General features: G+C 75.2%; 12 protein-coding genes. 2 read left to right on the top strand and 10 right to left on the bottom strand.

The window, feature by feature from the left end:
• Nucleotides 1–16 precede the first annotated feature (16 nt).
• The 5 genes from ACFVIU_RS29710 to ACFVIU_RS29690 form a co-directional block, all read right to left on the bottom strand.
• A complete protein-coding gene (locus ACFVIU_RS29710) occupies nt 17–388 on the bottom strand; it encodes a hypothetical protein (RefSeq protein ID WP_385846272.1) in 372 nt (123 codons plus the stop codon).
• Nucleotides 389–488: 100 nt separating this feature from the next.
• Entirely contained in the window at nt 489–1,322 is an 834-nt protein-coding gene (locus ACFVIU_RS29705) for a LytR/AlgR family response regulator transcription factor (RefSeq protein WP_385846271.1), read from the bottom strand.
• A 116-nt stretch (nt 1,323–1,438) separates the two neighbouring features.
• Entirely contained in the window at nt 1,439–2,146 is a 708-nt protein-coding gene (locus ACFVIU_RS29700) for a B3/4 domain-containing protein (protein ID WP_385846270.1), read from the bottom strand.
• A gap of 62 nt (nt 2,147–2,208) precedes the next feature.
• Nucleotides 2,209–2,361, bottom strand: coding sequence for a hypothetical protein (locus tag ACFVIU_RS29695; RefSeq protein WP_385846269.1), 153 nt, complete (start codon nt 2,359–2,361; stop codon nt 2,209–2,211).
• 34 nt (nt 2,362–2,395) lie between these two features.
• Complete coding sequence (locus ACFVIU_RS29690) at nt 2,396–3,232, bottom strand: EamA family transporter (protein ID WP_385846268.1); 837 nt, start codon at nt 3,230–3,232, stop codon at nt 2,396–2,398.
• 115 nt (nt 3,233–3,347) lie between these two features.
• Between ACFVIU_RS29690 and ACFVIU_RS29685 the strand changes: the two genes are divergently transcribed.
• Nucleotides 3,348–3,923, top strand: coding sequence for a helix-turn-helix domain-containing protein (locus tag ACFVIU_RS29685; RefSeq protein ID WP_385846267.1), 576 nt, complete (start codon nt 3,348–3,350; stop codon nt 3,921–3,923).
• Nucleotides 3,924–4,001: 78 nt separating this feature from the next.
• On the opposite strand, the gene ACFVIU_RS29680 is transcribed toward ACFVIU_RS29685, so the two are convergent.
• From ACFVIU_RS29680 to ACFVIU_RS29665, 4 genes are all read right to left on the bottom strand, one after another.
• Entirely contained in the window at nt 4,002–6,092 is a 2,091-nt protein-coding gene (locus ACFVIU_RS29680; RefSeq protein WP_385846266.1) for a xanthine dehydrogenase family protein molybdopterin-binding subunit, read from the bottom strand.
• Between the two features lie 28 nt (nt 6,093–6,120).
• Entirely contained in the window at nt 6,121–7,116 is a 996-nt protein-coding gene (locus ACFVIU_RS29675) for an FAD binding domain-containing protein (protein WP_385846265.1), read from the bottom strand.
• Nucleotides 7,113–7,661, bottom strand: coding sequence for a (2Fe-2S)-binding protein (locus tag ACFVIU_RS29670; RefSeq protein WP_385846264.1), 549 nt, complete (start codon nt 7,659–7,661; stop codon nt 7,113–7,115). Before ACFVIU_RS29670 ends, ACFVIU_RS29675 begins: the two co-directional genes overlap by 4 nt.
• Before the next feature lie 99 nt (nt 7,662–7,760).
• A complete protein-coding gene (locus tag ACFVIU_RS29665) occupies nt 7,761–9,653 on the bottom strand; it encodes an ABC transporter ATP-binding protein (RefSeq protein ID WP_385846343.1) in 1,893 nt (630 codons plus the stop codon).
• A gap of 186 nt (nt 9,654–9,839) precedes the next feature.
• Between ACFVIU_RS29665 and ACFVIU_RS29660 the strand changes: the two genes are divergently transcribed.
• Nucleotides 9,840–10,823: a YbhN family protein gene (locus tag ACFVIU_RS29660; RefSeq protein WP_385846263.1), complete on the top strand. Its 984-nt coding sequence runs from the start codon at nt 9,840–9,842 to the stop codon at nt 10,821–10,823.
• A gap of 490 nt (nt 10,824–11,313) precedes the next feature.
• Here the strand turns inward: ACFVIU_RS29660 and ACFVIU_RS29655 are convergent, their stop codons facing one another.
• The gene (locus ACFVIU_RS29655) at nt 11,314–12,747 is read right to left on the bottom strand and encodes an FGGY family carbohydrate kinase (RefSeq protein WP_385846262.1); all 1,434 of its coding nucleotides are present in this window, start codon (nt 12,745–12,747) and stop codon (nt 11,314–11,316) included.
• Nucleotides 12,748–12,829 lie beyond the last annotated feature (82 nt).

Raw genomic sequence — 12,829 nt, 5'->3', positions numbered from 1 at the left:
GGTGCGCGGCGCATGGTCAGGGGCGCTCCGCCGGGGCGGCGGAACGGGTCTCGTTGCGTTCGGCCCGGCGCACGTACCAGGCGCCGATGGCCAGCAGGGCCGGGTACGGCGCGACGCCCAGCAGCAGCCAGACGGCGAGCGGGACCCGGGGGGAGGCGTCGGCGGCGGCCGGCAGCAGCCGCAGCAGAACCGGGAGCAGGCCGAGCAGGACGGCCAGTGCGGCCGACACGGCGATCGCCGCCCGCAGTTGACGTCTCATCAGGTCGTCCACGCCGGGCCGGGACGCGGGGGCCGTGGGGTGCGGCGCGCCGGGCACACCGTCCGGTGTGTGCAGTGTGTGCGGCCGTCCGGTGACCACCTCTCTGCGAGGGACGGACTCCGCACCCATCACGCTCTCCCCGACGCCGCGGTGATCACCTTGTGTGCGGCGAGTGTACGCAGAGCGCCACCGCCGGCACAGCCGCCGTACGAGAATCGCTACACGTCCGTCACCTCGACGCGGTGCCGTCCGCGCGGCGGGCCCGGCCCGCCGCGTGGCTGGCCAGCAGATCCCGCAGTTCGCGGGCGTTGCGGCGGCTGACGGCGAGCACCCGGTCGCCGATCCGGACGGTCACGTTGCCGCCGTCCAGGCGGAGTTCCTCGATCCGGCCGAGGGCGACGAGGCGGCTGCGGTGGATCCGTACGAACCCGTGCGGGCGCCACTGCTCCTCCAGCGCGGTCAGCGGGACGCGCACCAGATGGCTGCCGTCGCCGGTGTGCAGCCGCGCGTAGTCGCCCTGCGCCTCGACGTAGGTGATGTCCGCGATGGGCACGAACCGGGTGACGCCGCCGAGTTCGACGGGGACGTGGTCGCCGCGGCCGGGTCCGGGCGCGGGAGCGGGGCCGGTCCGGGTCAGCTCGGCGACCCGCCGTACGGCCTCGGCGAAGCGCTCCTTGCGCAGGGGCTTGAGCAGGTAGTCGACGGCCTTGAGGTCGAAGGCGCGGACGGCGAAGTCCTCGTGGGCGGTGACGAAGACGATCAGCGGCGGGTCCGCGAACCCGCCGAGCAGCGCGGCCAGTTCGAGTCCGTTGAGGCCGGGCATGTCGATGTCGAGGAAGACGACGTCCACGCGTTCGGCGCCGTCCGGGCCCGCCGCCACGGCCCGGCTCAGCCGGCGCAGCGCCTCAGTCGCCGAGGAGGCGGGCACGACACCGCCGACCCGGGGGTCCTCGCCCAGCAGGTACAGCAGTTCCTCGAGCGCGGGTTCCTCGTCGTCCACCGCGAGCACCCGCAGCCGGTCGCCCTGCGGCTGCGCCTGCCCCCACCGGCCGGTCGCGCTCATACCGGCAACTCCCTTCCCCGTCGACCGTGTGCATGGTGCCGCCCCCGGCCGCCGCCGTCGAGGCCACCTGCGCGGTCCGCGTGCGGGCGCGTGACCGGGGCCGCCGTGACGCGGGGTCAGACGGTGGCGGCGGGCTGTGCCGGGCCGAGGTAGTGCACGGTACTCGTCTCGCAGTGCGGCTGGAGCAGGGTCAGCAGGTCGTCGGCCGCGGTCTTGAGCAGGTGCCCGTCGCGGGCGGCGGCGACGGTCTCCAGGACGAAGGCGACCCGGGTGGAGTCTTCGGTGACGCGGGTGCGGTGCGCGTCGCGGTGGTTCCAGTGCCGGGTGAGCACGTCGGTGGTGTCGGTGTAGATGATCTCGCCCGGCCTGGGGTTCTCGACCGTGTCGGGTTCGCCGAGCGGGGTGAAGGTCTCGGTGCCGTCGGCAGGGCGGATCTCTACGGCACCGGTGACCTGGTCCAGGTCGAAGGCGCCGGCGGGCAGACCGTGGCGGACGGAGACGGCATTGTAGGAGTCGACGGCCGGGTTGATGCGGGGCAGGGTGCCCCTCTTGGCGAGGCGGCGGCCGAGGGCGTCGACGCTGGGGCGGATGCGGCGGGGGTTGGTGCCGAAGGAGCGGTAGGCGGTGTGCCAGGCCTCGATGCGCGGGTCGCTCTCGTCGGCGGGCTGCCAGGCGCCGGCGGCGAGCTGCTCTTCCAGCTCCTGGAGGGCGGCGGTGGTGGCGGGCCAGGGTTCGTGGCCGCGCAGTCCGACGGCGGTGACGACGGCGATCAGGGTGTCGGGGAAGGCGTCCACGACGGCGGGGCTGATGCGGAAGGTGGTCACAGGGGGTCCGTTCCGGGAAGGGGCGGGCGGGGAAGGGAGGGCGCGTCAGGGCTTCCAGGTCTCTATACGGTCGAGACGGCGTCGTTGCCGCGCAGCAGCTCGGCCTCGGCCTCGCGCTCGGGATCGTCGCCGATCGTGGCCTGGCAGGTGAACGTAGGAGCCGGGCGGGACGTCGGCGCCCGGCCGGGCAGGCCGTTGACGCTGAGGATGAACATGCGCGGGTTCCTCCGGGCGGGGGCGGGGGCGGGGTCAGGCGAGGGCGAGCAGGCTGACGGCGACGGCGGCCGCGCCCAGGCCGATCAGCTGTCCGCGGTGGATGCGCTCGGCGAGCACGCTGCGGGCGAGCAGGACGGTGCCGGCCGGGTACAGGGCGGTGATCACGGCGACGACGGCCAGGTCGCCGCCGCGGGCGGCGAGCAGGAACAGCAGGTTGGCCACCGAGTCCAGCACGCCGGCCGTCGCCGAGATGGCGTACGCCGGCTTCTCCGGGCCCAGCCGCCGGTACAGCAGCCCGGCCGCGGCCAGGGTGACAGCCGAGGACACGGCGCGGCCGACGATGAGCGGGCCGACGCCGCTGTCGGAGGGAGCCTGGTGCAGGAAGACGAGCTGAAGGGCGATGGCGGCGCCGGCGCCGAGGGCGAGCAGCAGCGCGGTGCGCGACGGGCGGCCCGACTTCGCCCCGTGTCCGGCGCTGACCAGCACCACCGCCGCCAGCGCCAGCGGCAGGCCGGTCAGGCCGGCCGGCCCCAGCTGCTCGCCCTGCACCAGCCCGACCGCGACCGGCAGCGTCGCCGAGACCAGCGCGGTGACCGGGGACAGCACGTTCATCGGGCCGATCGCGAGCGTGCGGTACAGCAGGGCGAACGCGGCCGCCGACGCCACCCCGGACGCGGCGCCCCACGCGAGGGTGGCGGGGGCGAAGGAGGCGCCGAGGAAGGGCCACAGCAGCAGTTCGACGGTGAGCGAGGCCGGGGCGGCGATCAGCACGGTGCGCAGCACGTGGGCCTTGCGGGCGCCGAGACCGCCCAGGAAGTCGGCGCATCCGTAGGCCAGCGAGCTGCCCAGGGCCAGCAGCAGAGCGATCACGGCACATCCCTTACCATCAATGGAACGACCACACCGTACAACGCACCGACCGCCATTCGTCAACTGAACGACCGCTTGGTGCATTCCACTGAACCGCCCTGGAGGGGTGAGAGCGATGACCGGGACCGAGGCGGCCCTGCGGACGCTGGCGCACAACGTTCGCGCGGCCCGCACCCGCGCCGGGCTGTCCCTGGACGAACTCGGCCGCCGCGCCAAGGTGAGCAAGGGTGCCCTGGTCGCCCTCGAGAAGGCCCAGGGCAACCCGAACTTCGCCACCCTGGTCCGCCTCGCCGACACCCTCGGCGTCTCCGTCTCGGCCCTGATGGAGGGCCGGGCCGAGGAACGGGTCCGGGTGGTGAGCGCCGACGCCGTCCCGCCCCTGTGGAAGGGGGAGCACGGCAGCGAGGCCCGGCTCATGCTGACCACCGGCGGCCCGGCGGCCACCGAGGTCTGGCGCTGGACCCTGGAGCCCGGCGAGGAGTACCCCAGCCACCCCCACCAGGCGGGCGTGACCGAAACGGTCAGCGTCACCGCCGGGCGGATGGCGCTCGTGGTCGACGGCGCCGAGTACCCGGTCACGGCGGGACAGACGGCGACGTTCGACGGCGACACCGCCCACACCTACCGTGGCGCGGGCACCGGGACCTGCCATCTGATCATGACGGTGCACCTGCCGCCCGGCCCGGCGTGACGCCCCAACAGATCGAAGGCGGGTTAGCCCCCCGACACCCAGGCCCGCCCTCCCGTACCACGCTCCTCCGGCCGGCCCTCACCCCTCGGACAGCAGCGCCGTGAGGATCCGGTCCGGGGTCAGGGGCAGGTCGCGGAACCGGATGCCGGTGGCGTGGTGCACGGCGTTGCCGAGGGCGGCGGCCGTGCCGACGATGCCGATCTCGCCGATGCCCTTGCTGCCCATGGGGTTGAGATGGGGGTCGTCCTCGTCCACCCAGTAGGCCTCGACGTCGGGCACGTCCGCGTGGGCGGGCACATGGTAGGAGGCGAGGTCGGCCTCCGGGAAGTCGCCGAACGCCCGGTCCAGGGTGCTGTGTTCGGTGAGGGCCATGCCCAGACCCATGATCATGCCGCCGACGAACTGGGAGCGGCCGGTACGGGCGTTGAGGATCCGCCCGGCGGCGAAGACGCCGAGCAGCCGCCGCACCCGGATCTCGCCGGTCACCGTGTCGACGGCGACCTCGGCGAAGTGCGCGCCGAAGGCGTGCCGGGCATAGGGGCTGTCCGCGTCGGCGATGCCGTTGGTGTCGGCGCGCGCGGTGACTCCCTCGGGCGGTGGCGGGCCGGTGAGCCGGGCCGCGAGGTCGGTGCACGCCTGGTGCACCGCCCAGCCCCAGGACGCGGTGCCCATGGAGCCGCCGGCCAGCCATGCCGAGGGCAGGTCGCTGTTCCCGATCTCGATGCTCACCCGGCCGAGGGGCACGCCGAGGGCGTCGGCGGCGATCTGCGCGAGCACGGTCCGGGCGCCGGTTCCGATGTCGGTGGCGTTGGTCCGTACGACGAAGCTGCCGTCGGCGCGGGCCTCGGCCGTGGCGGTGGCCGGGACGGCCGAGGCCGGGTAGGTGGCCGCGGCCACCCCGGTGCCGATCAGCAGCGGGCCCTCGCGGCGGGTGCCGGGGTGCGGGTCGCGGTCGGCCCAGCCGAAGCGGCGGGCTCCCTCGCGCAGGCACTCCACCAGGTGCCGGCTGCTGAACGGCCTGTCGCTGCCGGGCTCCCGGTCCGGTTCGTTGGCGACCCGCAGCTCCACCGGGTCCATGCCGAGCGCGTCGGCGAGTTCGTCCATCGCCGACTCCAGGGCGTACATGCCGGGAGCCTCGCCGGGGGCGCGCATCCAGGACGGGGTGGGCACGTCCAGGGGGACGACCCGGTGGGCGCTGAGCAGGTTCTCGGTGGCGTACATGACGCGGGCCGGCACCGCGGCCTGCTCCACGAACTCCTTGACCCGGGAGGTGTAAGTGGTCGCCTCGTGCAACAGGGCGGTGAGCCGGCCGGTGCGGTCCGCGCCGAGCCGCAGCCGCTGGAGGGTGGGCGCGCGGTGGCCGACGGTGACGGGCAGATACCGGCGGGGCCAGGCGACGGTGACCGGGCGGCCGGTGCGGCGCGCCGCCAGCACGGCGAGCACGACGTCGGGGCGGGGCGTGCCCTTGGAGCCGAAGCCGCCGCCGACGTGCTCGGTGACGACGGTGATCCGCTCTTCGGGCAGCTCGAACATCTCGGCGAGCACGGAGCGTACGGTCGTACCGCCCTGGCTGGAGGTGTGGACGGTGAGCCGGTCCCCGTCCCAGTGGGCGGTGCTGGTGTGCGGCTCCATGGGGTGGTTGTGCAGCGGGGGCACCCGGTAGACGGCGTCGACCCGGACCTCGGCGGCGGCGAAGGCGGCCTCCGGGTCGCCCTGCTCCACCCGGCCGGGATAGCCGGCGTTGGCCTCCTCCGGCTCGAAGGCGTCCGGGTGATCGGGGTCCAGGACGGCGTCGTGGGGTTCGGTGGCGTAGGTGACGCGGACCGCCCGGGCCGCGGCGCGGGCCGTCTCCAGGGTGTCGGCGACGGCCAGCGCCACGCACCAGCCCCGGTGCGGCACGTCCGGCCCCCGCAGTACGGCGAGGGTGGCGTCCTCCGGCTCGGCGAGGCGCGCCGCGTCGCCGGGGGTGAGGACGGCGAGGACGCCGGGCAGCGCGAGGGCGGCGGAGGTGTCCACGGCCGCGACCCGGCCACGGGCGACCGCGGCGGGCACCGGCCAGCCATAGGCGCGGCCGGGCTGCGGGTACTCGGCGGCGTAGCGGGCGGCGCCGGTGACCTTCTGCCGTCCTTCCCGCCGCTCGGCGGGGGCGCCCAGGGCAGTTCCGGTCATGGGTTCCTCCCGGGGTGGGCCGGCCGGCTCAGACGCCGGCGGGCGTGGGGGCGAGGCGGTTGAGGACGTCCAGGGCGAGGTTGTGGGCCAGGGGCACCTTGTAGGCGTTGTCGCGCAGGGGCTCGGCGTGGTCGAGTTCCAGGTCGACGGCTCCCTCGAAGGCGGCCGGCGTGGCGGGAGCGCCGTGCAGGGCCCGTTCGGCGTGGCGCGCCTTCCAGGGCCGGTGGGCGAGGCCGCCGAAGGCGAGTCCGACGTGCTCGACGGTCCCGTCCGTCACCCGCAGCACGACGGCGACGGAGGCGAGCGCGAAGGCGTACGACGCCCGGTCCCGGGCCTTGCGGTAGGCGGAGGGGGCACCGGCGGGGGCGGCCGGGAGCAGCACGCCGGTGATCAGCTCGCCGGGGCGGATCTCGGTGTCCCGCTCCGGGTGGTCGCCGGGCAGCCGGTGGAAGTCGGCCACCGGGACGGTGCGGGGGCCCTCGGTGCCGTACAGCTCGACCTGGGCGTCCAGGGCGGCGAGGGCGACAGCCAGGTCGGAGGGGTGGGTGGCGATGCAGTGCGCGGAGTGGCCGAGGACGGCGTGGTCGCGGTGGACGCCGTCCCGGGCGCCGCAGCCGCTGCCCGGCTCGCGCTTGTTGCAGGGCTTGTCCAGGTCCTGGAAGTAGGGGCAGCGGGTGCGCTGGAGCAGGTTGCCGCCGGTGGTGGCGGCGTTGCGCAGCTGACCGGAGGCGCCGGCCAGGAGGGCCTGGGACAGCACCGGGTAGCGGTCGCGGACCCGGGGGTCGGCGGCGAGGTCGCTGTTGCGGACGGTGGCGCCGACCCGCAGCGCCCCGTCGGGCAGTTCCTCGACGGTGTCCAGCGGCAGCCGGTTCACGTCGATGAGGACGGCGGGGCGTTCCACGCCGAGTTTCATCAGGTCGACCAGGTTGGTGCCGCCGGCCAGGAAGCGGGCGCCGGGGTGGGCGGCGCAGGCCTCGACGGCCTCCTGGACGGTGGCGGGCCTGAGGTATCCGAAGCCGTTCACGGGATCACGTCCTCCACCGCCTCCACGATGCGCGGATAGGCGCCGCAGCGGCACAGGTTGCCGCTCATGCGCTCCCGGATCTCGGACCGGTCCAGCGGGACGGGCCGGCCGGAGGGGGCCGTGGGGTCGGTGACCTGGGAGGGGTGGCCGGCCCGGGCCTCGGCGATCATGCCCACGGCGGAGCAGAGCTGTCCCGGGGTGCAGTAGCCGCACTGGAAGGCGTCGCGGTCCAGGAAGGCCCGTTGCAGCGGGTGCGGCCCCTCGCCGTCGCCGCCGAGGCCCTCGACGGTGGTGATCTCGCTGCCGTCGAGGGCGACGGCGAGCAGCAGACAGCTGTTGAGCCGGCGGCCGTCGACCAGCACGGTGCAGGCGCCGCACTGGCCGTGGTCGCAGCCCTTCTTGGACCCGGTGAGACCGAGGTCCTCGCGCAGCAGGTCCAGCAGGACGCGCCGGTGGTCGACGAGCAGTGTGTGCGGTTTCCCGTTCACCCTGAGGGTGACCTCGGAGTGGTGGGAGCGGTGGCCGGACTGGTGTTCGCTGGTCATGGCATGGATTCCCCGTCCCGTCAGGCGTGCTGCCGTACGACCGCGTATCCAGACCCGCGGTGCTCACACGTCGGGAGGGGTGATCCGGACGTCCGGGGCTCAGATCGCCGCCGCCTCCCCCGCCGGCTCGGCCGGCTCGCGCTGGGCGAACTGCGTCCGGTACAGCTCGGCGTAGCGTCCGTCCGCCGCCAGCAGCTCCTCGTGCGTGCCGCGTTCCGCGATCCGGCCCGCCTCCACCACCAGGATCTGGTCGGCGGCCCGCACGGTGGACAGGCGGTGGGCGATCACCACGGCGGTGCGCCCCTCCAGGGCCTCGGTGAGGGCCTCCTGCACGGCCGCCTCGGAGGTGTTGTCCAGGTGTGCGGTGGCCTCGTCCAGGATGACCACGCGCTGCCGGGCCAGCAGCAGCCGGGCGATGGTCATGCGCTGGCGCTCCCCGCCGGAGAGCCGGTAGCCGCGCTCGCCGACGACCGTGTCCAGGCCGTCGGGCAGGGACCGTACGACCTCGGCGAGGCGGGCGCGTTCCAGGGCGTCCCACAGCTCGGCGTCCGACGCGTCGGGCCGGGCCAGCAGCAGGTTGGCGCGGACGCTGTCGTGGAACAGGTGACCGTCCTGGGTCACCATGCCGAGGGTGCCGCGCAGCGAGGCGGCGGTCAGGTCCCGGACGTCGACGCCGCCGATCCGGACGGCGCCGGAATCGACGTCGTACAGACGCGGCAGCAGCTGGGCGATGGTGGACTTGCCGGCGCCGGAGGAGCCCACGAGGGCGACGGTCTGGCCGGGTCCGGCGCGGAAGGAGATGCCGTGCAGGACCTCGGTGCCGCCCCGGGTGTCGAGCGCGGCGACCTCCTCCAGGGAGGCCAGCGAGACCTGGTCGGCCGCGGGGTAGCCGAAGCGGACGTCGTCGAACTCGACGGCGACCGGGCCCTCGGGCGCCGGGACCGCGTCCGGCTTCTCCTCGATCAGCGGCTTCAGGTCCAGCACCTCGAAGACCCGCTCGAAGCTGACCAGGGCGCTCATCACCTCGACCCGGGCCCCGGCGAGCGCGGTCAGCGGGGCGTACAGGCGGGTCAGCAGCAGGGCGAGGGAGACGACGGCGCCCGGCTGGAGGGTGCCGTGCAGCGCGAACCAGCCGCCGAGGCCGTAGACGAGGGCCAGGGCGAGGGCGGAGACGAGGGTGAGGGAGGTGATGAAGACGGACTGGGCGGTGGCCGTGCGGACGCCGATGTCCCGGACCCGGGCGGCGCGGGCCGCGAACTCGTCCGACTCCTCCTCGGGGCGGCCGAACAGCTTGACCAGGGTGGCGCCGGGGGCCGAGAAGCGCTCGGTCATCCGGGTGCCCATGGCCGCGTTCAGCGCCGCCGCCTCCCGCTGCATCCGGGCCATCCTGCTGCCCATGCGGCGCGCGGGCAGCACGAACACCGGCAGCAGGACGAGCGCGAGCAGGGTGATCTGCCAGGAGAGGGTGAGCATCACGGCGAGCGTGAGCAGCAGCGTGACCAGGTTGCTCACCACGCCGGACAGGGTGTTGGCGAAGGCGCGCTGGGCGCCGATCACGTCGTTGTTGAGACGGCTGACCAGCGCTCCCGTACGAGTCCGTGTGAAGAACGCGACGGGCATGCGCTGCACATGATCGAACACAGCCGTTCTGAGATCGAGGATGAGTCCCTCCCCGAGCGTCGCCGACAGCCGCCGGCCGAGGATGCCGAGCCCTGCCTCGGCGAACGCGACGAGGGCGATGAGCAGGGAGAGCCGGATCACCCTGCCGGAGTCGTGCCCCGCCACGATCGCGTCGACGACGCGGCCGGCGAGCACGGGGGTGGCCACGGCGAGGAGTGCCGTCACCACCCCGAGCAGGACGAACCGGACGATGCCCGCGCGGTGCGGGCGGGCGAAGGCGGCGATGCGGCGCAGTGTGGCGCGGGCGAGGGGACGGCGGTCTGCCTGCGCGTTCATCACGCTGTGCAGCTGCGTCCAGGCGGTGGTCTCCATGCTCATGGGAGAGAACGTAGAACCTCAAGCTTCGTTGAGGTCAATGTTCCTGCCTTTTCACCCCGCCCGGCGACCGCGCCCGTGCAGGCCCCGACTCTCGCGAAGGCCCCGATGACCCCCGTCTGTAAGCCGCCGTCCCCGCTGCTGCCACCCGCCGTTGGCGCGGCCGGGAGAACCTCTGCGGATATGACCGCCGTCCCGCTCCCTCCGCTGCCGCCGCTGTCCCGGGGACGACTCCCCCGTCGCGTCCCGCTGCGCCAGGTGCTGTGCCTGCTGCCGGTCCTGCTGGTCGCCGTGGCCGCCGTACGGAACCGCTCGGTGCTCGCCGAGGGCTTCGGCCAGCTGCGTACCGCGTCCTGGCCGTGGTTGCTGGCCGCGGCCGGCGCGACCTGTCTGACCTGGGTGGCGGCCGCGTGCACCCGGCAGGGCGCGGTGGTGCAGCCGCTGCCGAAGGGGCGGCTGCTGGCCACCCAGTTCGCGGCGGCCGCCGCCAACCATCTGCTGCCGACCGGGCTCGGCGCGAGCGCGGTGAACCTGCGGTTCATGACCGTGTGCGGGGTGCCGCTCGCCCGTTCCTCGGCCGCGCTCGCCCTGTATCTGCTCGCCGAGTGCGTGGGCCGGCTGGGTCTGCTGGCCACGCTGCTGATCGCCTTCCCGGACGCGCTGCGGCTCGGCCCGCTGCTCCCGGGCGGGTCGGCGCTCCCGCTGCTGCTCGGCGCGGCCGGTCTGCTGGCGGGCGGGGCGGCCGCCCTGGCCTGGGTACGACCGCTGCGCCGGCGCGTCTCGGGGTTCGTGCGGGACGCCCTCGGCGAGGCGCGCTCGGTGCACACCCGGCCGGTCCGGGCGCTGGCCCTGTGGGGCGGCTCGCTGGCCTTCCCGGCGCTCCAGGCGGCCGGTCTGGCGGCGGTCGGCCAGGCGCTGCGGCTGCCGGTGCCGCCCGCGCACATGGTGCTCGCCTATCTCGCCGCCACGGCCGCGGTGGCGCTGGTACCCACGCCGGGCGGCCTGGGCTCGGTCGAGGCGTCACTGATCGTGGCGCTGGTCGCGGTGGGCGGTCCGGTGGCGGTGGCCACGGCGGTGGTCCTGGCCTACCGGATCATCACGGTGTGGCTCCCCCTGGTGCCGGGCGCGCTGACGCTGGGGGCACTGGTCCGGCTGAAGGTGATCTGAGGCGCAGCACGGCTCCGCCGGGCGGACGCGACCAGCCCCGCCGGCCGGCATTCCGGACGCCTCCGTCGCTCCCCTGTTCCCCGCCCAGCAGGTGAGAGACCGCCGCCGAGACCCCGACCGGCCGCCGGAGCAGATCCGCCTGCGCCTGCATGAGCAGCGCGGAACGGGTCAGCCCGCCGTCCACACGGAGCACCCCCAGCAGGCCGCCCAGGTCGGCATACGGCTCCGCCGGATGGACGCGACCAGCCCCGCCGGACCGGCGATCCGGACACCGGCCGTCCCCCTCCCCCCGGCTCAGCATCGTCCGCGCGAAGCTCCTCCGGCGGGCCGCCCAGGTCGGCATGCGGCTCCCACGGACCGGCGCTCCGGTCCGCGACCGTGTCCCTCTCCCCCGCTCCGGACACCGGCCGTTGCCCCGGCCCCCGCTCCGGACACCAGCCGTCGCCCCCGGCCCCCGCTCCCCACGCCGCCGTCGCCCCCTATCCCCCGCTCAGCCCCCGCCCAGCATGGAAGCGACCGCCGCCCGGAAAGCCGCCCGGCGTTCCTCCGCCGTCTCCGGCGGGATGCGCGGCTCGTACACCGCGGCCGGCTTCCACTCGGGCAGCGCCTCCTCGATGCTCAGCCCGTCGGCGGCCCCCACCCGGGCCAGGGCCGCCGCGCCCAGGGCCGTGGCGTCGGCGAGTGCCGAGACCTCCACCGGGCGCTGGAGCAGATCCGCCTGCGCCTGCATGAGCAGCGCGGAACGGGTCAGCCCGCCGTCCACGCGGAGCACCTCCAGCGGGCCGCCCAGGTCGGCTGCGGCGGCGTCCGCGAGTTCGGCGACCTGGGCGGCGAGCCCCTCGCACAGGGCGCGCACCAGGTGCCCGGCAGTGGTGTCGAGGCCGAGGCCGGTGAGCGAGCCGCGCAGGTCGCCGCGCCACCAGGGGGCGGCGAGCCCGGCGAGGGCGGGGACGAAGGTGACGCCGCCGCTGTCGGCGACCGAGCCGCCGACCCGGTCGAGGTCGGCCGCGGAGGCGAGGACACCGAGGTCGGTGAGCCAGCGGACGGCGGACGCGGCCGTGTACACCTGGCCGTCCAGGCAGTAGCCGGTGGCTCCGGCCAGCCGCCAGGCCACGCAGCCGACCAGGCCGGAGGCGCTGCGCAGCGGGCGCTCGCCGGTGTGGGCGAGCAGGAACGCCCCGGTGCCGTAGGTGCACTTGGCCGCCCCCGGCGCGGTGACGCGCTGGGCGAGCAGGGCGGCCTGCTGGTCGACGATCAGTCCGGTGAGCGGGATCTCCCGGCCGAACGCCGTGGTCGTACCGACCGGCTGGGCGACGTCGGTCACCTCGGGGAGGCGTTCACCGGTCAGGCCGTACAGGTCGAGGGCGCGCGGGGACCACTCGGTGTCGTCGAGGCCGAGCAGCTGGGTGCGGCCGGCGGTGGCGGCGTCGGTGGCGAAGGCGCCGGTGAGGCGGTGGACCAGCCAGGCGTCGGAGGTGGTGACGACGCCGTCGCGGGTGAGGTGACGGCGAATCCAGGCCATCTTGGGCGCGGCGAAGTACGGGTCCAGCGGGAGCCCGGTGAGGTGGTGCAACTCCTCGGCGTGCTCGGCGAGTTCCTCGCACACGGTGGCGGCGCGCCGGTCCTGCCACACCAGAGCGTCGGCGAGCGGGCGGCCGGTGCCGGGGTCCCAGGCGAGGACGGTCTCGCCCTGGTTGGCCAGGCCCAGCGCGACGACGTCCTCCCCCGCCGCGGCGAGCGCCTGCCGGCCGGCGTCGAGGACCGAGGCGTACAGCTCGGCCGGGTCCACCTCGACCAGGCCGCCGGGCAGGTGGCGCGGCCGTACCTCGGCGAAGCCGGTGCCGAGCACACCGCGGTCCGGGCAGACGACGAGCGCCTTGGTGCCGGACGTGCCCTGGTCGACGGCGAGCACCGGCCCGGTCATCGCGTCCTCCCGCACTTCGCTGTGAAGATCACCGCGTCAGCCTGCCGCCGTGCCGCGCCCAGCGTCAAGCGCTACTGACGGG

The organism is Streptomyces sp. NPDC127190 (assembly GCF_042672505.1).
GTDB lineage: Bacteria > Actinomycetota > Actinomycetes > Streptomycetales > Streptomycetaceae > Streptomyces.
The sequence above is the reverse complement of the archived record's forward strand: the minus strand, read 5'-3'. Positions and strand labels throughout refer to the sequence as shown.

Excerpts from the sequence above, each read along its gene's own strand:
- ACFVIU_RS29710 (WP_385846272.1), bottom strand. The coding sequence starts at position 388 with ATGGGTGCGGAGTCCGTCCCTCGCAGAGAGGTGGTCACCGGACGGCCG.
- ACFVIU_RS29705 (WP_385846271.1), bottom strand. The coding sequence starts at position 1,322 with ATGAGCGCGACCGGCCGGTGGGGGCAGGCGCAGCCGCAGGGCGACCGG.
- ACFVIU_RS29695 (WP_385846269.1), bottom strand. The coding sequence starts at position 2,361 with ATGTTCATCCTCAGCGTCAACGGCCTGCCCGGCCGGGCGCCGACGTCC.
- ACFVIU_RS29685 (WP_385846267.1), top strand. The coding sequence starts at position 3,348 with ATGACCGGGACCGAGGCGGCCCTGCGGACGCTGGCGCACAACGTTCGC.
- ACFVIU_RS29680 (WP_385846266.1), bottom strand. The coding sequence starts at position 6,092 with ATGACCGGAACTGCCCTGGGCGCCCCCGCCGAGCGGCGGGAAGGACGG.
- ACFVIU_RS29670 (WP_385846264.1), bottom strand. The coding sequence starts at position 7,661 with ATGACCAGCGAACACCAGTCCGGCCACCGCTCCCACCACTCCGAGGTC.
- ACFVIU_RS29665 (WP_385846343.1), bottom strand. The coding sequence starts at position 9,653 with ATGGAGACCACCGCCTGGACGCAGCTGCACAGCGTGATGAACGCGCAG.
- ACFVIU_RS29660 (WP_385846263.1), top strand. The coding sequence starts at position 9,840 with ATGACCGCCGTCCCGCTCCCTCCGCTGCCGCCGCTGTCCCGGGGACGA.
- ACFVIU_RS29655 (WP_385846262.1), bottom strand. The coding sequence starts at position 12,747 with ATGACCGGGCCGGTGCTCGCCGTCGACCAGGGCACGTCCGGCACCAAG.